General features: G+C 64.9%; 18 protein-coding genes. 11 read left to right on the forward strand and 7 right to left on the reverse strand.

Annotated elements, in window-relative coordinates; translation table 11 throughout:
- On the forward strand, positions 1-984 hold the full coding sequence (thiS, locus tag ACW73L_RS07635) for a sulfur carrier protein ThiS (RefSeq protein WP_129883523.1): 984 nt from the start codon (positions 1-3) through the stop codon (positions 982-984).
- Positions 985-1,195: 211 nt separating this feature from the next.
- Here thiS and ACW73L_RS07640 read toward each other — a convergent pair whose 3' ends face one another.
- The gene (locus ACW73L_RS07640; protein ID WP_498921139.1) at positions 1,196-1,885 is read right to left on the reverse strand and encodes a hypothetical protein; all 690 of its coding nucleotides are present in this window, start codon (positions 1,883-1,885) and stop codon (positions 1,196-1,198) included.
- Between the two features lie 208 nt (positions 1,886-2,093).
- Between ACW73L_RS07640 and ACW73L_RS07645 the strand changes: the two genes are divergently transcribed.
- Positions 2,094-2,579: an NUDIX hydrolase gene (locus ACW73L_RS07645; RefSeq protein ID WP_498921140.1), complete on the forward strand. Its 486-nt coding sequence runs from the start codon at positions 2,094-2,096 to the stop codon at positions 2,577-2,579.
- A gap of 193 nt (positions 2,580-2,772) precedes the next feature.
- Here the strand turns inward: ACW73L_RS07645 and ACW73L_RS07650 are convergent, their stop codons facing one another.
- The gene (locus ACW73L_RS07650) at positions 2,773-3,135 is read right to left on the reverse strand and encodes an HPF/RaiA family ribosome-associated protein (protein ID WP_129883521.1); all 363 of its coding nucleotides are present in this window, start codon (positions 3,133-3,135) and stop codon (positions 2,773-2,775) included.
- 328 nt (positions 3,136-3,463) lie between these two features.
- On the opposite strand from ACW73L_RS07650, the gene ACW73L_RS07655 reads away from it, so the two are divergent.
- Both ACW73L_RS07655 and ACW73L_RS07660 read left to right on the forward strand, forming a co-directional pair.
- On the forward strand, positions 3,464-5,779 hold the full coding sequence (locus tag ACW73L_RS07655; protein ID WP_498921141.1) for a Tex family protein: 2,316 nt from the start codon (positions 3,464-3,466) through the stop codon (positions 5,777-5,779).
- A 162-nt stretch (positions 5,780-5,941) separates the two neighbouring features.
- Complete coding sequence (locus ACW73L_RS07660; protein WP_498921142.1) at positions 5,942-6,343, forward strand: hypothetical protein; 402 nt, start codon at positions 5,942-5,944, stop codon at positions 6,341-6,343.
- 4 nt (positions 6,344-6,347) lie between these two features.
- On the opposite strand, the gene ACW73L_RS07665 is transcribed toward ACW73L_RS07660, so the two are convergent.
- Positions 6,348-7,349, reverse strand: a complete 1,002-nt coding sequence (locus tag ACW73L_RS07665) for an alpha/beta hydrolase (protein ID WP_498921143.1) — start codon at positions 7,347-7,349, stop codon at positions 6,348-6,350.
- A 139-nt stretch (positions 7,350-7,488) separates the two neighbouring features.
- Between ACW73L_RS07665 and ACW73L_RS07670 the strand changes: the two genes are divergently transcribed.
- Positions 7,489-7,863, forward strand: coding sequence for a VOC family protein (locus ACW73L_RS07670; protein ID WP_498921144.1), 375 nt, complete (start codon positions 7,489-7,491; stop codon positions 7,861-7,863).
- A 68-nt stretch (positions 7,864-7,931) separates the two neighbouring features.
- Here ACW73L_RS07670 and ACW73L_RS07675 read toward each other — a convergent pair whose 3' ends face one another.
- Positions 7,932-8,543 (reverse strand): UbiX family flavin prenyltransferase, encoded by a 612-nt coding sequence (locus ACW73L_RS07675; protein ID WP_498921145.1) that lies wholly within the window; start codon positions 8,541-8,543, stop codon positions 7,932-7,934.
- Between the two features lie 181 nt (positions 8,544-8,724).
- On the opposite strand from ACW73L_RS07675, the gene ACW73L_RS07680 reads away from it, so the two are divergent.
- Together ACW73L_RS07680 and ACW73L_RS07685 are read left to right on the forward strand one after the other, a co-directional pair.
- Positions 8,725-9,426 (forward strand): hypothetical protein, encoded by a 702-nt coding sequence (locus ACW73L_RS07680; RefSeq protein WP_498921146.1) that lies wholly within the window; start codon positions 8,725-8,727, stop codon positions 9,424-9,426.
- Between the two features lie 900 nt (positions 9,427-10,326).
- A complete protein-coding gene (locus ACW73L_RS07685) occupies positions 10,327-10,722 on the forward strand; it encodes a hypothetical protein (protein ID WP_498921147.1) in 396 nt (131 codons plus the stop codon).
- A gap of 89 nt (positions 10,723-10,811) precedes the next feature.
- Here ACW73L_RS07685 and ACW73L_RS07690 read toward each other — a convergent pair whose 3' ends face one another.
- The 3 genes from ACW73L_RS07690 to cax all read right to left on the reverse strand — a co-directional run bounded on the left by ACW73L_RS07690 (position 10,812) and on the right by cax (position 13,002).
- Complete coding sequence (locus ACW73L_RS07690; RefSeq protein ID WP_498921148.1) at positions 10,812-11,312, reverse strand: hypothetical protein; 501 nt, start codon at positions 11,310-11,312, stop codon at positions 10,812-10,814.
- Between the two features lie 175 nt (positions 11,313-11,487).
- A complete protein-coding gene (locus ACW73L_RS07695) occupies positions 11,488-11,682 on the reverse strand; it encodes a hypothetical protein (RefSeq protein ID WP_498921149.1) in 195 nt (64 codons plus the stop codon).
- A gap of 186 nt (positions 11,683-11,868) precedes the next feature.
- Entirely contained in the window at positions 11,869-13,002 is a 1,134-nt protein-coding gene (gene cax / locus ACW73L_RS07700; protein ID WP_498921169.1) for a calcium/proton exchanger, read from the reverse strand.
- A 360-nt stretch (positions 13,003-13,362) separates the two neighbouring features.
- On the opposite strand from cax, the gene egtB reads away from it, so the two are divergent.
- The 4 genes from egtB to ACW73L_RS07720 all read left to right on the forward strand — a co-directional run bounded on the left by egtB (position 13,363) and on the right by ACW73L_RS07720 (position 18,927).
- Entirely contained in the window at positions 13,363-14,643 is a 1,281-nt protein-coding gene (egtB, locus tag ACW73L_RS07705) for an ergothioneine biosynthesis protein EgtB (RefSeq protein ID WP_498921150.1), read from the forward strand.
- The gene (gene egtD, locus ACW73L_RS07710) at positions 14,630-15,631 is read left to right on the forward strand and encodes an L-histidine N(alpha)-methyltransferase (protein WP_498921170.1); all 1,002 of its coding nucleotides are present in this window, start codon (positions 14,630-14,632) and stop codon (positions 15,629-15,631) included. The genes egtB and egtD overlap by 14 nt, the downstream gene beginning before the upstream one ends.
- Entirely contained in the window at positions 15,621-16,328 is a 708-nt protein-coding gene (locus tag ACW73L_RS07715; protein WP_498921151.1) for an ABC transporter ATP-binding protein, read from the forward strand. The genes egtD and ACW73L_RS07715 overlap by 11 nt, the downstream gene beginning before the upstream one ends.
- Positions 16,329-16,419: 91 nt before the next feature.
- Positions 16,420-18,927: an FtsX-like permease family protein gene (locus ACW73L_RS07720; RefSeq protein WP_498921152.1), complete on the forward strand. Its 2,508-nt coding sequence runs from the start codon at positions 16,420-16,422 to the stop codon at positions 18,925-18,927.
- The last annotated feature ends 54 nt before the right edge of the window (positions 18,928-18,981 follow it).

The raw sequence follows: 18,981 nt of genomic DNA on the forward strand, positions 1-18,981 counted from the left end.
ATGAACGTTTTTGTAAACGGCGAAATGCGGGAACTCCGCGAAGCGGACAGCCTGCAAACCCTGGTGGAGGCGATGGGCTATGCTGGTCGGCGTATCGCTGTGGAAGTGAACCGGGATATCGTGCCGCATGGCACCTATGCGCAGTGCCGGCTGCGAGAAGGTGACCGCGTGGAGATCGTTCAGGCGATCGGTGGCGGACAAGGCGCCGGCGATCCACTGGTCGTAGCGGGACGCGAGTACCGATCGCGTCTGCTCGTCGGTACCGGAAAATACCGCGACCTTGACGAGACCCGCGATGCGATCGTGGCCAGCGGAGCCGAGATCGTCACGGTCGCGATCCGCCGCACGAATATCGGCCAGGATGCTTCCCAGCCGAATCTGCTGGATGTCATTTCGCCCGACCGTTACACGATTCTGCCCAACACGGCCGGCTGCTACACGGCGGAGGACGCGTTGCGAACCTGTCGGCTGGCGCGCGAACTGCTCGGCGGGCACCGCCTGGTCAAGCTGGAGGTGCTCGGCGATCCGAAGACCCTGTTTCCGGATGTGGTCGCGACGCTGGAGGCTGCGCGGGCGCTGGTGTCGGAAGGATTCGAGGTCATGGTGTATACGAATGATGATCCCATCGTCGCGAAGCGCCTGGAAGATATCGGCTGCGTGGCGGTGATGCCGCTGGCGGCGCCGATCGGGTCGGGGCTGGGGATACGCAATCCCTACAACATCATGACGATCCTCGAGAATGCGTCCGTGCCGATCATCGTGGACGCCGGTGTCGGGACGGCATCGGATGCCGCCATCGCGATGGAGCTCGGCTGTCACGGCGTGCTGATGAATACGGCAATCGCCGAGGCCAAGAACCCGGTGCTGATGGCTTCGGCCATGAAGAAGGGGATCGACGCCGGTCGCGAGGCCTTTCTCGCCGGGCGTATGCCGCGGCGCCGTTTTGCTTCGGCCTCGTCGCCCACGGAGGGGTTGCCACTCTAGCCCGCCCATAGGGCCGGCATCGGAGATGCCGGCTGGATTAAGGGTTTCCTCTTGATGGAAGGCCCGAATCCTGGCCAGGTTGGCGGCGATCCAGCCGCTCGTGCCCGGATTCGTGGCGAGTGGCTGCGGGAGTTGCTAACCAGGCGGCGGAATCGCGAGGCCGTCCATTGGGGCGCCAGCCTCGCGATCGTTACGGATCTGTGACCTGCGATCAGTGGTTCATCGTGCCGCCTTCCGGCATCGTGTGCTGTCCCTGCGGCATCTCGGTCGCCGGCTTGTCGGTCGGTCGCGCCCCCGCCTCTGACGGGGCCCCGTGGCCGCCGTGACCACCACGGCTGACGCCGCCGCCGCTCTGTCCGGGACCGGCTCCGCCGCCACCCGCACCGGCGCTGACGCCTTCACGCTGGCGCAAGCCAATCGCCGCTCCGGAGGCCTTCGCAATATTTTCGGCAGTCAGTCCGCCGAGTGAGCGAGCGGAATCCACCACGATGGTCGACACGTCAGTGACGTCCATCCGGTCGGCCAGCGGACTGGTAACGACCGCTTTGACCGGGGTCGCATTGGCTGCCGATTCGCCGAGGGGATAAGCCGTCAGCACGATTGGGTAAGCGGTGCCGGCGGGGACCTTGATGTTGTAGTGATTGTTGTTCGTCAGCTCGGTGCTCTGGATGGCCGCGCCGCTCTTGTCCGTGACTTCGAGGCGACTGTTCATGATCGGACCATGCTGATCCTGGATGTTGCCCTCGATCCTGGCTTCCATCGCCGATGGGCCGGATGCACTGCCGCTGCTGCCGTCATCGCAGGCGGTCAGAGCAGTGGCGATAGACAGGGCCGCGAGGGCGCGGAAACCGGCGCCCGCCCGACGGGTATTGCGTGTGGATGACTCGCGCGACGTTTTCATGGGGAATCACATTTCCTTATTATTTGACTTTGTTTGATTTACGACCGGTCGACCATACCCGGCGTCCTGCAGCGGCGCTCGGCTGACTTCCTCGCGCCCGTTTATAGCATATGCCCCACCGAGAGTGTACCTCGCCGCCAACGCCCGCCCTCCGGGATTTGTGCTCGCCGCCGGGCCGGTCAGCCTGCGCTACGGGACGGGCCGAACCTTGACTGCCAAGCCGTATGCGCCCACGCCGGCAACCGGCGTCGCCGGCGTTGTTTTCGATGATCAGGGCCGGGTGTTGCTGATCCGTCGCGGGCGGCCGCCAGCACAGGGGTTGTGGTCGGTGCCCGGGGGAAAACAGTGCGCCGGCGAGACCTTGGCAGAGACGTGCCGCCGCGAAATCGCCGAGGAGACGGGCTTGGCCGTGACGGTTGGCCCCATCATCGCGGTTGTGGAGCGACGCATCGAAAGCTTCCATTACGTCATCATCGATTTTCTGGCCAGTGCGGTCGGCCAGGGCAACTATGCGGTTCAAGCCGCGGACGATGCGGCGGAAGCCCGCTGGGTCGCGCTGCGGGAACTCGACGCCTACGCGCTCGTGGAGGGCCTTCGGCCCGTTATCGATGCTGCGGATCGGGTCCGTCGGAAACCGGGCAGCGGGGGCTTGTGCGATCGTGGCGGCAGCGGCAGCGACTTCGTCGCCATGTGATTCCATCCGGTGCGGTACCACCGAGAGACGGTGTCGCGTCGCGCTATTCGGAAGTATCGGGCGGTGGAGGGGACACCGGCTCAAACCAGTGGACACGATGAACAGGTGAGCGCGTGACGGCGAGAGCGGCTCTTGCCGTCACGGCCCGGAACAAAAACCGCGAAGGTGTTTTGTTCGGATGCTCCCGAGGGGATCAGACGGCGGGCGGGGGCGAGCGATGACTCTTGACGTCACCGCGCTGCATGCGGACGTATTCTTCCAATTGCCGCTTCGCGACTTCGAAGGCGTCGCGCAACGCGACGTACAGGTCTTCATGCGCCTGCTTGTCGTGGTGGTCCCGGCTCACTACGAGATGCTTCTGCGGCACGGCGAGATCGATCCGGACGCTGTAGAGGTTGCCCTGATGCTGATGGTGGTGCTCGGCGGAAACCGCGACCTTGCAGCTGATGATGTGGTCGCAGAACTGCTCGAGCTTGGCCACTTTCTCGCGCACCTTGGTTTCGACGGCATCGGAATGGGGGAAGCCGCGAAAGGTGATCTCTAATGGTACTTGCATAGTGTATCCCACTACTTCTTTTAGGATTTTTCGGTGTGTAATGAAAAAATACTCGCGCCCCAACGCGATCCTTGCGAGCGTTCCGGCTCCTTCGGAGCGCGGCGCCAGCAGTCGGTGGCCTCGGTATTCGAACTGGCGTTTCCCATCGCCCAACGCGGCCGGACCTGGGCCGGGCGAATCGCGCATTATTACACATTTGTGATTCCGGCTGTCCAACCCTACGCCTTTCGAGGGCTGTACGGCGCCGGAGCAGGGCGCGCGGCTTTGCCGAGGCCGCGAGAAAATTGCTGCTAGAATGCCGCCTCCTCGGACTCTAGGACGGTTTTCTATGGAAATCATTGCGCGTATCGCACAGGAACTCGGCGTCGCGCCGACGCAGGTGGCCAAGGCCGTGGCCCTGCTCGATGAGGGTGCGACCGTGCCCTTCATCGCCCGCTATCGTAAGGAAGTTACCGGTGGCCTCGACGATGTTCAGTTGCGCCAGCTCGAGATGCGACTGGGCTATCTCCGCGAGCTCGAAGAGCGGCGCGACACCATCCTCGCCTCCATTCGCGCGCAGGAGAAGCTGACCCCCGAACTGGAACGGGCCATTCTCGACGCCGATACCAAGACGCTGCTCGAAGACCTGTATCTGCCGTACAAACCGAAGCGCCGGACCAAGGCGCAGATCGCCCGCGAGGCGGGACTGGAACCGCTGGCCGATGCCCTGCTGTCCGATCCTGCCCAGACACCGGAGCTGTTGGCGGCCGACTATCTGGCGCCCGATCAGGGGTTCGCCGATGTCGCGGCAGTGCTCGACGGCGCGCGCCAGATCCTGATGGAGCGATTCGCCGAGGATGCCGCGTTGTTGCACGAATTGCGCGAGAAGATCTGGAACGACGGCCTGCTGGTCTCGACGGTCGTGGGTGGCAAGGAAGAGGCGGGCGCGAAGTTCAAGGATTACTTCGCCTACGATGAAGCGATCCATGTCATTCCGTCGCACCGAGCGCTGGCGCTGTTCCGTGGGCGCAATGAGGATGTTCTGAACCTGAATCTGCGTGTCGGCGCCGACGAGGATGCAGTCCACGGCTACTGTCAGGGCCGAGTCGCCGCTACGTTCGCGATTGCCGATCAGGGCCGTCCCGCCGACACATGGTTGCGTGAGACGGTTCGTCTGGCCTGGAAGATCAAGCTGTTGACGCGGATCGAACTCGATTTGCTGCAGCGGCTGCGGGAGGCCGCGGAGCAGGAGGCGATTCGGGTGTTCGCGGGCAACCTGAAGGACTTGCTGTTGTCGGCGCCGGCGGGTCCCCGGGCGACGATGGGGCTCGATCCGGGCCTTCGAACCGGCGTCAAGGTCGCGGTCGTCGACAAAACCGGCAAGCTGCTGGAGACCGCCACGATCTACCCGCACGTCCCGCACCGGCAGTGGGAGCAGTCGATTGCCCAGTTGGCGCAGCTCTGCGAACGCCACGACGTCCAGCTGATCGCGATCGGCAACGGCACCGCGTCACGGGAAACCGATCAGCTCGCCGCCGATGTCATCAAGCGCTTCCCCGATCTGAAGCTGCTGAAGATCGTCGTATCCGAGGCCGGCGCTTCGGTGTATTCGGCTTCCGAACTGGCCTCGAAGGAATTCCCCGATCTTGACGTGTCGTTGCGGGGGGCGGTTTCGATCGCCCGCCGGTTGCAGGATCCGCTCGCGGAACTCGTCAAGATTGAGCCCAAGGCGATCGGGGTCGGGCAGTATCAGCATGACGTCAATCAGTCTCAGCTCGCCCGGAGCCTCGATGCCGTCGTCGAAGACTGCGTCAATGCGGTGGGGGTCGATGTCAACACGGCCTCGACGTCGCTGCTGCGCTATGTGTCGGGTCTGACGCAGACCATAGGCCAGAACATCGTCGAGTTCCGCAACGAGCACGGGCCGTTCCGGAGCAGGGAGCAGCTCAAGCAGGTGCCGCGACTCGGGGCGAAGACCTTCGAGCAGGCCGCCGGCTTCCTGCGCATCGCCGATGGCGACAATCCACTGGATGCCTCGTCGGTGCACCCGGAAGCCTATCCGGTGGTCGAGAAGATCATGCAACACACGGGCAAGGATATCCGCGGCCTGATCGGCAACCCGACCTTCCTGCGCGGCGTCGATCCGGCGCGTTACGTCGACGAGCGTTTCGGTCTGCCCACGGTGAGCGACATTCTCAGCGAACTGGAAAAGCCGGGGCGCGATCCGCGTCCTGATTTCAAGACCGCAACCTTCAAGGAAGGCGTGCACCAGCTCGCCGATCTGGCGCCGGGGATGATGCTGGAAGGCCAGGTCACGAACGTGACCAACTTTGGCGCTTTCGTCGACATCGGCGTCCATCAGGACGGTCTGGTGCACATCTCCCATCTGGCGGACCGTTTCGTTAAGGACCCGCGCGAAGTCGTCAAGGCGGGTGACGTGGTAGCAGTCCGCGTGCTGGAGGTCGACGTGCAGCGACGCCGCATTGCTCTGTCGATGAAAAAGGAGGCGGTCTCTCCGGCGGAGTCTGCGGCCGCCAGGGCGACTGGCCCGGCGCCGCGAACGCCGGCCGCGCCGAAACGCCCGCGCGACACCCGCCAGGAGGCTCCGGCGCCGCAAGGCGCGATGGCCGCAGCCCTGGCGCGCGCGCTCAAGACGAAGGCGTAGAGCGGGCTGGACTTTGAGGCGGGAGGTCCGGAGAATCTCGATCCGCAACGCGGGCCGTTCTCCGGATGTGCCCCGCGATGGGCGGCGGGCGGGCTTGAACCGCGGCCAGAGCGCCCACCAGACGTTATCCAAGGGGTAGAGGAACCAATGATAAAGAACAACATGCCAGGTCGATCGATTGCCGCCGTAATGGGTCTCGGGGCGGCTTTGCTGCTGGGTGGGTGCGGTGACGATGCCCCGCCTGCAGCCCGACCGTCGTCCCAGCCGCCGCAGCCGCCGGTCTCCGTGTTCGATCAGCCGCATACGCCGGTCACCGAGACCGAGCACCAGATCTTCGAGCGGAAGTACACGGAGAAATGCATCAAGTCGCAGCAGAGCAGCGGCGACAGCCAGTTATCGAGCGATCAGGAGCTTGGTCGCGTCTGCACCTGCATGGCGCAGGAGATATCCAAGCGACTGACCCATGCCGATGCAGTCCATTTCAACGAGAAGAACGAGTTCCCGTTCGAGCTGGTCATGATGACCAACGCCGCGGCAAACGATTGCCTGGCGCAGAAACCCTAAGCGCTCAGTGACGCGCGTCCCGCGAGGGCGCCAGGGCCAGCCGTTGTTCGGCGCCCGATGGCAGCGGCCGGTTGCGGTCGCTGATCCAGGCCACGATGTCGCGCCAGGGCTTTTCCGCCTGCAGATCGCGCAGCAGCAGGTGATAGCCCTCGGGATAGGTCGCGACACGCGTCGTCAGTCGTCGGGGCAGGCGTTCCAGCAAGCGCTGCATAGGTTCCTTCGGAATAATCTGGTCGCGATCGCCGATGAGGACCAGCGTGGGCAGTTCGATCATGCTGACCCGCGCCATCGCCTCGTCCATCAGGTCGACCAGACCATAGATTGCGTCGATCCGTGTCGCCTTGATCACCTGCGGGTCGCGTCCCAGTCCCCGCAGCACTTCGATATTGTCGGAGGGCATGAAGCCCAGTCCGTCGCCGGTAACGCGCAGCCATGGCAGTGTGTGAACCGAGGTCTCCAGCAAAGCCCGCTGATACCACGGCATCGTGTCACGAGACCAGACCGCGGGCGCCGACAGAATCAACCCGTCCGCAGGGGGACGCCGCTCACCCGTCAGGGCGACGATCGCGACGGCCGCGCCCATGCTCTCCCCGAGGACGTAGACCGGAATCCCGGGGTGGCGTTGACGGACGGCGACGGTAAACTGGAACAGGTCGTCGATATAGGTCTGGGTGCCGGGCCAGGTCCCATGTCCGGGTGACTGCCCGAAACCCCGTTGGTCATAGGCAAAACAGGCCACGCCATGGCGCTGGAAGAAGGCGCCGGGCATCTCGAAGGCGCGGCTGTAGTCGTTGAAACCGTGCAGCGCGACGATGATCGCCCGCGGCGGATCGTGAACCGGCAGCCAGCGCCTCAAGGGCAGCACCGCCCCGTCGCCGGCCACGAAATGTGCCGCTGCGAGCTGCGGCAACTGTGCTGGGGGGGCAGCAAAGGCGGCCATCGGTACCCAGAAAAACAATGCGACCAGCAGTCGAGCCAACCGGAATGGACAGTGGGACGGAAACATCAATGGTACGGTCGATAGCGGGTCATGGGCGAGCGAAGCCGCAGTATAGCGGAAGGCTTGCCTCGCAGGCCGGCCCTGGGTGCGCGGGTATGGTGACGATCGAGGCCGCGTCTTGTCGCAAGCGCGGTGGAGGTCGGGCATGAGTTACGTCTGCCTGGCCACGGCCGGTTTCGACGCGGTCGAAGCGTTCTACCGCCAGGCGCTGGGCGGCTCGGTGATCCGCGCGTGGGACCGGCCGGGTGCGCGCGGCGTGCTGCTGGAAGTCCACGGCCTGCGACTGGAACTGCTCGATGCGGCGCGCGAGAAGCGACAGTTGCGGCTGCCTGCGCCGGGCGATCGGGTGCACTTGGTGCTGGAGGTCGCGGACGTCGATGCCGTGCATCGGTCCCTGGCCCTGTATGCGCCTGTCCCGGTTACGACGAATTGGGGATCTCGCTGCTTTGCGATTCGTGATCCCGACGGTGTTCAGATTACGTTTCTGCAGTGGCTTACGGAGCCGAGTACGGTGGCCTGAGAAGCCAGCGCCCAAGATCGCATTCCCCTCGGCCGCCTCGGGCAAGCGAGCCGGGGGTGCAGGACCCGCTACTCCTCGATCGAGGCGGAGGGCCGCGCAGGTCGGTCGGCGATATCCTCGCCCCAGCGGCGCAGCCGTCCGACGTCGATGTCGAACAGGTCCAGAGCCCGGCAGGCGGTGTGCGTCACCATCTCGTCTAGTGATGCCGGCTGCGTATACAGCGCCGGGACGGGCGGCATCACGACACCGCCGCATTCGGTCACGGTCAACATATTGCGCAGGTGGATTGCCGACAGCGGCGTCTCCCTGACCATCAACACCAGGCGCCGACGCTCCTTCAGCGTGACGTCGGCGGCCCGCGTCAGCAGGCTGCTCGACACTCCCGAGGCGATCTCGGCCAACGTTTTGACCGAGCAGGGCGCGATGATCATCCCCATCGTCCGAAAAGATCCGCTAGCGAGCGCTGCACCGACGTCGCTGATCGCGTAGTCCACGCTGGCCAGCGCGCGCAGGTCGCGGGCGCTGATAGCGAGTTCGTGCGCCCGCGTGCGGTCCGCGGCTTTCGATACGATCAGGTGGGTTTCGATCGCCGTGTCCCGCAGCAACTCCAGCAATCGGACGCCGAAGATGATGCCGGTGGCGCCGGTGATGCCGACGACGAGACGCTGTGGCTGAGCCATGGCCGAAGACGATCCTCTGGTAAGCATGCCGAAAGCGCTACAGCCTAAACGTTCAGCGCGCAGGCGTCACTTGCTGGCTTACGTTAGGGCCGGAGGTAATCGCGCATCGGCGGCGGCCAAAATCCGCTTCTCCTTCGTTAGGCGATGCGGTAGCGTTACGCTGTATGGGGGCGCCGCAACCATGGTTCAAATCGACAACATCGAACTTGCCAAGAGTTACGGCCAGTTCCTGGCCGCTCTCGGCGGCGTCAGCATCACGGTGCTGACCCTGGTCTTGACGCTTCGCAAAGAGATCGCCGATCAACGGCTGTTCCAGTTTCTGAACGCCGCGCTGATCGTCGCGACGATTGTCTGCTTCATCGGGGCGCACGGAATGTCGGAGGTCAGCGCGATCCCGACCACCGAGATGGCAGGGGCCCGCCGGCTGTACATGATCGCCAGCATCAATGTGGTCATGGCCGCGGCCTTGTTCCTGTTCGCATTGATGCTGTTGCCGCGCGTCTACGACGACGACATGCCGAACGAACTCAAGGCGATTGCGTTCTGGTCCTTCGCCGCTGTGGTCCTCGGCGCGCAAGCCTGGATGGTGTCGTTCATCGAACATCTGGGGCACCCCAGTGCCTCGGGGGCACTGCTGGCCGCTGGAGTCGCCGCCCTGGCAGTATGGCTATATCGGCCGCGAATGGATGCAGTCACCGGCTTCGTGGCCTTTCCCTTCTGGCTCTGTGTCGGGTTCAGCGGCTCGTCGCTGGTCCTGTTCGCCGCGACCTTTCAGTTGCTGACTGGGCCGCAATGGTTCGACGTGACGTTCTATTGCGTCGGTATGGCGACACCGGCGATGGCCTTGCTGCGGCTGGGCTGGAGGGAGTATCGGAAGGCGTAAGCGCCAGACGGACCGTCGTTCTGCACCGAATGGCCGATCGCCTTGGTGCCGGATCTCTCTTGAGTCGGAAGGCGCAGTGAGCGGCGGTGCGTTCGATGCCGGGCAGAGTAACCCCTGGAGTTGATCCGGGTTGTGCGCACTTGCCGTCAAGCGCGCCTTCCTCCGGCTCGTTGAATCAGCGGAGTCAGCGGGGCTTCGGGCCAAATGGAGGACCCGGTGATTCTGGATCAGGGAAAAAAGATCACCGGAACCCCGGAAAACCGCCGTCGGCGCGAAAGCCGAAGACGCCATTCAGAGTGGGCCTCGGGCGAGGTCCCGGTGAGAAGCGCATCGAAGAGGTTATGCACCCTCTATAAAGCAGTGGGCGTGCCAGTATCCTAACCGATTGATCCGGCCTGATTTCCAATCTCCCGATGGCTGGCCGGCTGCGCGCCAGTCCGTCAAATCGCCTGTTGACTGTGGGGAAAGCCGCAAATGGGGGTACCCTTGGGCTACCTCCGATGAATCTTGCGGGGTGGGCTCCTCGGGAGCCACGGGCAGTGTTCAGTCGGCGCCGAGGGCCCCGGTTGTCGTGTGACTTTACCCCGGTTTTTTAAGTCTTTGGGAGGGGTGTTGCGGAACCGGAGGGAGGTCGCAGCGGGGCAGGTTTCTCCCCGACGGTGGATCTGGCAGACGGGGCCAAGGCAGTTTGAGTCAGGGGATTCCCGTCGCTCTGGCAAGAAATGCAGGAAATCCGACGCCCTGGACGATGGGCCAGAAAGCCTTCTCTTTACATCAGGTCGCACGTCTCAGCTGTCTGGTGACCCCCAGACGAGTCGTTCGGGCAAGCCCTCCCCGGGTGGCGCCGGGATCCGCTCTACGCCAGTATCATACGAATCGCCACAACCTGGTCACCAGCCTATGTCTCAGGTCCCACAATTCTGCATCCGACTCACGCTGATCGCGATGCTCCAGGCCATGGCGCTTTGGAGCTCAACTGTCGGCGCAGTCGATTCGACCCACGAGGTCCGTGCCTACACCGCCTACGTCAACAAGGCGGGGATGGCCGACTGGCTGGTGCCCGATTACGTGGTCAAGTTTCGCGTTCCCAAGGGGACCAGGTGGGGGGTTTACCCGAAGACCGAACGGGCGCGGACCGCGTTCAATTTCGGGGGCCAAGCTGCGCATGGGAAAGCGGTTGGGGATGCCATCGAGATCATTGTCGTGGCCGGGGGCCGTGCTCGACGGGCCGCTGGCTATGGGCGGCGCGATGCCTGGGAGTATGCCAATGAATTGCGCGCCTGGTATCGGAACTGAGCAAGAACCGCTTCATAAACGGGCGCGGCTCCCGTACCCGGCGGAGTCGACAGAGTGGTCGAGGTGGGCGAACTTGCCGCCTCGTGCGCTCAGGCCCGCCGTGCCTTGATGGCAAAGTGCGCGCCCGGCTTTTTGCTTGCGGCGCGCTGCAGGGCTTGAACCACTTCGTCATGGCCATACAGCTCGGCCAGCTCGAAAGGTGTCATGAAGCGGTCGTCGGAATAGCCCAGCGCGGCGTCGGTGGCGTACCGCCCGATCGCTGCCAGGTCGGCGCTACGTATGGCGTCCTTTAGCTGTCGCACCTCGAGGGGTTGCGCCAGGTGCATGAGCGGTGCGTCGGCGATGAGCTCCTCGCGCAAACGGGACAACTTACCATCCATCCAGGCGACCACCGCATAGAAATAGGCGGCGATCACCGACGCCAGCAAGCAGGTCAGGAACTCATCGCGTGTCCCGGTCCGCAGATCAAATTGGAATACCGGATTCATCATCCCATCCGGCGTCTGGACGGTGATGTTCAGGATGTGGGCGGTCAACATGATCAGCGCGAGCAAGGTGGCAATCAGCACACTCAGGGCAAAGGCTTTCATGCTGCCGCTTCCGTGTTTCGCCGCGCGATCGGGCCGCGTCCGGTACCGGAGCGAAGGCAGCCGGGCGTCTGACCGGAGCGTCGGGAAATCCGAAGGCGCCTCAGGTGGTCAACAGGCTTGAACACGATGCTGGATCCCCTCCGTGGGGTGATGCGCAGTGCTGTCGCGCGATGGATCAGGCAGCAGGCCCCATCTCCAGACGGCCGGCAGCGGGACGTTCCAGGAACTCGGCGCTCAACGGACTCGCATTCAGTACGTTACCGGCATCCTCCGCGGCCCCTTCGCATGGTATCGCCACGGTCTGGTTCGTGGCCTCGATGCCGACATTGCGAAAGCAGTTGCTGCGCTCGCGGCCCATATGCTCGCTCATCTTCTCTGAGTCCCCTTCCGCACGGCACAGGCGCCCAGGCGCAGCGCCTCGATCAGTGCGAGTCGTGCATTGAATTCCTGCCCAGGGATATAACTTTACCCCGATGTGTGCGGTCATGCGACACTCGGTCGCCAGCGGTGCGCCATCGGACCGGTTCGGTGCGGGCGAGCCGGACGGTGCGGGCCGTCAGGGCGGGAATAGCGGCGTCGTGGCGTTGTCGGGCATGTAATAGCAAAACAGGGCGATCAGCGCATAGACGCTCAGCAGTTGGACGCCCTTGAACCAGTTGGACTTGCCGTCGCCGACGACGGTCGAGATCAACAGCACGGGAAACAACACGATCATGATGCCGGCGTTGCCGACCATCAGATTGAGCGGGCGCGGCGCCAGCACGTAACTGCTCAGCATCAGCATCGGCGCGATGAACAGGGCGATCTGGATGCTGCTGCCGACGGCGATGCCCATGGTCAGATCGAGTTTGTTCTTGCGAGCCATGGTCACCGCAGCGACGCTTTCGGGCGCTCCGCCGATCAAGGCCAGTACGATGACGCCGATGAAGGCGCGGGACACGCCCAGCGCGGCTGCCGTGCCGGCTATCGCGTCGACCACGATTTCGCTCATGAAGGCCAGGGCGACGGAAGAGGCCAGCAGGACGATTAGCGCGCGCCGCAGCGACCAGTTGCTCGCGCCGGCTTCTTCTCCGCCACCGTCCGCGTCCGAGAAGTAATCCGGGTGTGTCTTCAACATGAACAGCAGGCTCATCGTATAGGTGAGCAGCAGCACGATGGCGATGCCGATGTTCAGTGCGTCCTCGGGGTCGTGCAGGTCCGGCGGAATGAAATTGTCGAACACGCTGGGCACGACGATGCTGATTGCCGCCACCATCAGGATGGAGCGCTGCATCCGGGCGCCACGGCGGTTGAATTTCTGCACTCGGTGCTTCAGCCCGCCAACCAGGAACGCGAGCCCCAATACGAAAAGCAGATTGCCGAGCATGACACCGACCAGCGAGGCTTTGACCACGTCCAGCAGACCGGCCTGGAGCGCCATTAGCGAGATGATCAGTTCCGGCGCATTGCCGAAGGTCGCATTCAGCAGACCGCCGAGCGTCTGGGTCGTGCGATGGGCGATCTGTTCGGTGGAATAAACGAGTTCCGCCGATAGCGGGATGATCGCCAGTGCCGCGCAGCCGAAACGGATCGCGGGCGATAGGGAATCGATCCTGTCAAGCACGACGGCAAGTGGAACGAAGATCAGCAGCAGGCGGATGTACTGTGCGCCGCGGCGGTGCCGGATTGCGTCGGTGGTCGTGGCGGCCAGGGTTTGGAAGAACAGGATAGTGCTCGCTGGCAGGGGTGGGGTCCCGGTTTTGCCGGATAGCCCAGCTGCCCGGTACCGGAACCAAACGGGCCGTGATGCAATGGTAGGCTCGGCGTGTTACGTTTGCGTGACTGCGGCACTGCAGCGTGGGCTCGGGTGTCAGGCCCAAGGCACGCTGCGTCGGCGGTCAGAAGCGGCAGGGGCAAAGGCGATGCCCTGCTGCCCCCGCCAATTGAACGAACCCAGCGCTGCGCTGGTCAATTCGCTGTGCGAATGCTACTTTCCCGCGCAGTCCGGGTTCGTGTCGATGCACAGCGGAGACTTGTCCATTTGATTCATCCCTCGCCGCCACCGGTTTCCGTGGCTACGCCCATCGCGGCGCCGACGTCGGAGCTGGCGGATTTGCAGCCGACCTACCGGAGTGTCCGCCGCCAGACAGAAGCGCTCTGCGAACCGCTGGCCTGCGAGGACTACGGCCTGCAGGCGGCGCCGGAAACCAGCCCGCCGAAATGGCATCTGGCGCATACGACCTGGTTTTTCGAGCAGTTCGTGCTGCTGCCTTTTCTGCCGGGCTACCGGGAGTTTCACCCCCGATTTGCTCAGTTGTTCAACTCCTATTACGAAACGGTCGGCCCGTTTTTCCCGCGTGCCCAGCGCGGGCAGTTGTCGCGACCGACCGTGGCCGAGGTCATGGGTTACCGGGCGCAGGTCGACCAGGCCATCGACGAACTGCTCGGCCTTGCCCGGGCAGCAGATTACGAGGAAATCCGCGCACGACTCCTGCTCGGCCTCCATCACGAGCAGCAGCACCAGGAATTGCTGCTGACGGACATCAAGTACAGCCTTTCGGTCAATCCCTTGAGGCCGGTTTACCGAGCCGCTCCGCAACGGAACGTGGCCACGACGCCCGGGCTCGACTGGTTGCTGCGAGAGGGCGGCCTGCAACAGATCGGCCATGGGGGCGATGGGTTCGCCTATGACAACGAGTCGCCGCGGCATCGTGTCTGGCTGGAGCCCTTCCGTCTGGCCTCGCGGCCGGTCACGCAGGGCGAGTTCCTGGCCTTCGTGGAAGACCGCGGCTACCAGCGTCCCGAGTTGTGGTTGTCCGAGGGGTGGGCCACAGTGCGGCAGCGTGGCTGGCAGGCGCCGCTCTACTGGGAGCGGATGGATGGGGCCTGGTGGCAATTCACGCTGGCCGGACTCCAGCCGATCGATTCCGGGGCGCCGGTCTGCCACGTCAGTTACTTCGAAGCCGACGCCTATGCCCGCTGGGCGGGACGGCGTCTTCCGACCGAGCAGGAGTGGGAGTCGGTCGCGGCGGGCGTTGCCGTGAGCGGGAATTTCGTGGAGTCGGGGCTGCTGCAGCCGGTTACGGCGGTGCCCGGTGCCGACGGGCTCAGCCAGGTATTCGGCGATGTCTGGGAATGGACGCAAAGCGCGTATCAGCCGTATCCGGGATTTCGCCCGCCAAGCGGCGCGCTCGGCGAATACAACGCGAAGTTCATGTGCAGCCAGCTCGTGTTGCGCGGCGGCTCCTGCGCCACGCCGCAGTCGCACATTCGGGCCAGCTATCGTAACTTCTTCTACCCGGCCGATCGCTGGCAATTTTCGGGAGTGCGCCTTGCCGATGATGGTTCATGATGCGATGCCGGTGCGGTTGATCGACCTGGCGCCTGCTGTCACCGATTTTCGCAGCGAGGTGTTGCTAGGGCTGAGCCGGCCGCAAAAGTCGTTGTCGCCGAAGTTCCTTTACGACGGCGAAGGCTGCCGATTGTTCGAAGCAATCTGCGATCTGCCCGAGTATTACCTGACTCGCACCGAGATGCATATCCTCACACGCCACGCGGGGGATATCGCCACGGCGCTAGGTGCACCGGTGACGCTGATCGAACTTGGGAGCGGCAGCAGTCGGAAGGTGCGGTTGCTGCTGGATGCCGTGCGACCGCGTCGCTATGTCCCGCTCGACATCGCCCGGGATCATCTCTTCGCGTCGGCCTCGGCCATCGCCCGGGATTACCCCTGGCTGGATGTGCGGCCGATCTGCGTCGACTATTCCCACCCGTTCGAGTTTCCGGACATCGCCGACGATTCCCGGCGGATCGCCTTTTTTCCGGGTTCCAGCATCGGCAATTTCGCGCCGGACGAAGCGGTGGCACTGCTGCGCAGCGTCGCGTCGCTGCTGGGACGTGACGGCGGCCTTTTGATCGGCTACGACCTGAAAAAGGATCCTGCGGTCCTGCATCGGGCGTACAACGACGCTGCCGGCTTGACGGCGGCATTCAACCTGAACCTGTTGCGGCGCATCAACCGGGAGCTGGAGGGCGACTTCGAACTCGGCCGATTCGACCATAGCGCCCACTTCGCGAGCGATGACGGCCGCGTCGAGATGCATCTCGTCAGTCGGGTCGATCAGGTGGTGGGCGTCTCCGGACAGCTGTTCAAGTTTGCGGCCGGGGAGTCCATACACACCGAGAACTCCTACAAGTACGGCATGGACCAGTTCGTCGGCCTGGCGGGCAATGCCGGTTTCCGTCCATTGCAGGCCTGGACCGATGCCGGCCATCTGTTTTGCGTCCAGCTGTTCGGGCTCGATGACTCCAGGGCAGGGTTGCTCGCCGATGCGACCTGATGCGCTGGCGGCGGCTGCCTCGGAACCGATGATCCGACTCGAGGGCGTCAGCTTCGCCTTCCGCGAAGGCACGGCGCTGCATCGTGTGCTGGGGGGGATCGAAGGCGAGGTGGCTCCGGGCGAATGGGTCGCGTTGCTCGGCCAAAGCGGCTCGGGCAAGTCGACCCTGCTGCATCTGGTGGCCGGTCTGGACCGGCCCGACGAAGGGGCGATCTGGGTCGGCGGCACTCGGGTCGACACGCTGAACGAGCGCGAGCGCACGCTGTTCCGACGGCTCCGGGTCGGTTTCGTCTATCAGTCCTTCAATCTGCTGCCGACGCTGACCGCGTGCGAAAACGTCGCCCTGATGGCGGAGTTGGCGGGACACGCGTCCTCCCGTGCACGCCGGATGGCTTTGTCACTGCTGGCCGAGGTCGGCCTGGCCGACCTCGGCAACCGCTACCCGGATCGCCTTTCCGGCGGAGAGCAACAGCGCGTCGCGATCGCCCGCGCCCTGATCGGCGATCCGTGGGTGCTGCTGGCCGACGAACCGACCGGGAATCTGGACAGCGCGACCGGGGAGCAGATCCTCGACCTGTTGGACCGGATGCTACGGCAGCGTGGCAAGACGCTGCTGATTGCAACGCACAGTCGGGAATTGGCCGAACGGGCCGATCGCGTCTGGCATCTGCGCGACGGTCTGTTGGAAAGCCCGTGACGACGCCCGGGATTACGCTGCCGGGCCAATGGCTATCCTGGGTCTGGTCCGCGTTCTATGCCTCAGTCGGTCTGCCGGCCGGAAGCGTGCGATGGCGCTGCTGAACGCCGCCAATCGGCGCTTCTTCCTGCGCCATCCCGGGCAATTGGCGCTGGCGATCCTCGGCATAGCGCTGGGTGTGGCTACGGCGGTCGCCGTCGCGCTGTCGGTGACGAGCGCCCGCCAGGCTTTCGACGCGTCGATGGCCGCGTTGCTCGGACCGACGACGCATCAGATCGTGGCCAGCGGCGGCTTCATCAACGAGTCGCTGTATCCCGGCTTACGGCGCGATTTTCCGGGCGCGCGTTTCGCGCCGGTGTTCGAGGATCTGGTCGAGACACCGACCGGTGAAACAGTGCGTCTGGTCGGCATGGATCCCCTGGTCGCGGGGGAGGGCAGCAGTGGCCGTCAGTTCGGGGGTCTGTTGCCGCTGCTGCCGGCGTTGCTGATCCGTCCCGGGACCGGTCTGCTGGCGCGTTCCAGTGCCGAGAGCTTCGGTATCGGGCCCGGTGGGGTGCTCACCCTGTCTATCCAGGGCCGGCCGGCAGCCATCGAGGTGCTCGGTTATCTGGAAGGGAATGGACCAGCCGACCCGGCGCTGGAAGGCTTGCTGATCGCCGACATCGCGACGGCGCAGGAAGTGTTGAACGTCATGGGGCGGTTGCACCGTATCGATGTGGTGCTGCCGGCCGATCCCGTGCTGGAGGAAAGCCTCGCCGCCGCTTTGCCTAGCGGCCTGAAACTCACCTCGGCGGAGGGGCGCAGCCAGGCCACCCGCCGCCTGTCGGCCGCGTTCGAGACCAATCTGCAGGCCATGAGCATGCTCGGCCTCGTCGTGGGGCTGTTCCTGATCTATAACACGATGATGTTCGCCGTGCTGCAGCGCCGGGAGGTTCTGGCAACGCTGCGGCTGCTGGGGGCCACGCGCCGCGAGATCCTGCTGGAAGTGCTGGTCGAGGCGGTGGCGCTGGGTGTTATCGGGAGCCTGATCGGGCAGGTGCTGGGCATTGCGATTGCCGACCTGTTGACGGCGCAGGTCACGCGTACGATCAACGACGTCTATTTCACGCTCACCGTCAAGACGCTGTTCATCGCGCCGGAGGTTCTGGTGCGCGGCTTCGTGCTGGGGCTCGGCGCCTCGCTGCTGGCGGCGCTGATGCCGGCGCTGGAAGCAGCCGGTACGCAACCCCTCAGTGCCCGCTCCCGGTCACGACTGGAAGAAGTCAACCGGCGCTGGGCCGGCTGGGCGGCGGCTGGCGGTCTCGCGGCGATCGGGCTGGCCACCGGGCTGTGGCAACTGCCTGACGGGACGCTGCTGCGCAGTATCGTGGGCCTGTTTCTGTTGCTCGCGGGCTGCGGACTGATGATTCCCGCGGTGCTGAGTGTCCTGGGGCGCCCGCTGCGCCGGATCGGCCATCCGGTGTTCCGGCTCGGTGTCGGCGACGTGCTGGCCTCCTTGAGTCGAACCGGCGTTGCGATCGCCGCGCTGACCATCGCGTTCGCGTCGGCCTTGGGAGTTGGCGCAATGACCGGCAGTTTTCGCGATACCGTCGGCGAGTGGCTGGACCAGTTGATGCAGGCGGATCTGTACGTGACGCGGGCCACGACCGGCAAGAGTGCCGACGATCCGCTGCCCCCCGCCTGGCGGGAGGCCGCCGCGAGCCTGTCCGGCGTCGCGGCGATCAGTTCCGCCCGCAGCCAGAGCGTCGAGTCCTCGGTGGGGCGCGTCGAACTGGTGGCGCTGGCGCCGACCGATCCGCAGCGATCGCCGTACCGCTTCAAGTCCGGCGACCGGGCCTGGCAGCGCTTCCTGACTGACGACGTGGTCGTGATCTCCGAGCCCTTCGCCAGTCGACACCACCTCGGCCCTGGCGACAGGCTGGGCGTGGTCACGGCCGACGGCCCGACGGAACTCGAGATCGCCGGCGTGTTCTTCGATTACCGCTCCGATCAGGGGATCGTGCTGATCCGTCAGCCTTTATATGCGAGGCTGTGGCGGGACGACGGTGTCACCTCGCTCGGGTTGGTGCTCGCTCCGAACGCCGCGCCGGATGCCGTCCGCAAAGCGCTCGCCAGTGCCATCGGCCGTGATCCCGCGCTGTCGATCCGCTCCAACCGCGATATCCGGGATGTCTCGCTGGCCATGTTCGACCGCACTTTTGCGATCACTGAACTGCTGCGCCTGCTCGCGGTCGGCGTGGCCCTGATCGGCCTGGTCAGCAGTTTGCTGGCCTTGCAGCTCGAACGGATCCGGGAACTCGCCGTGCTGCGGGCGCTCGGTTTCACGCCGCGCCAGATCATCAGCATCGTCATGGCGCAAAGCGGCTTCATCGGCCTCGCGTCCGGCCTGCTGGCACTGCCGCTGGGTCTTCTCGTGGCCTGGGTTCTGGTGGCGGTCATACAGGTGCAATCATTCGGGTGGAGTATGCCGCTGCGGGTGCCTTATACCGACCTGTGGCAGACGCCGCTGCTCGCGCTGGCGGCGGCGGGCGTGGGCGCGCTGCTCCCGGCCTGGAAAGCGGCGCGCTCTACGCCGCTGATTGCGCTGCGCGAGGAGTGAGCGCAGAGCAAGTGGCCGCCCGGTCGCCGTTGCGGGCGGCTTTGGCGTCCTCGC

This window comes from Methylolobus aquaticus (assembly GCF_054172105.1).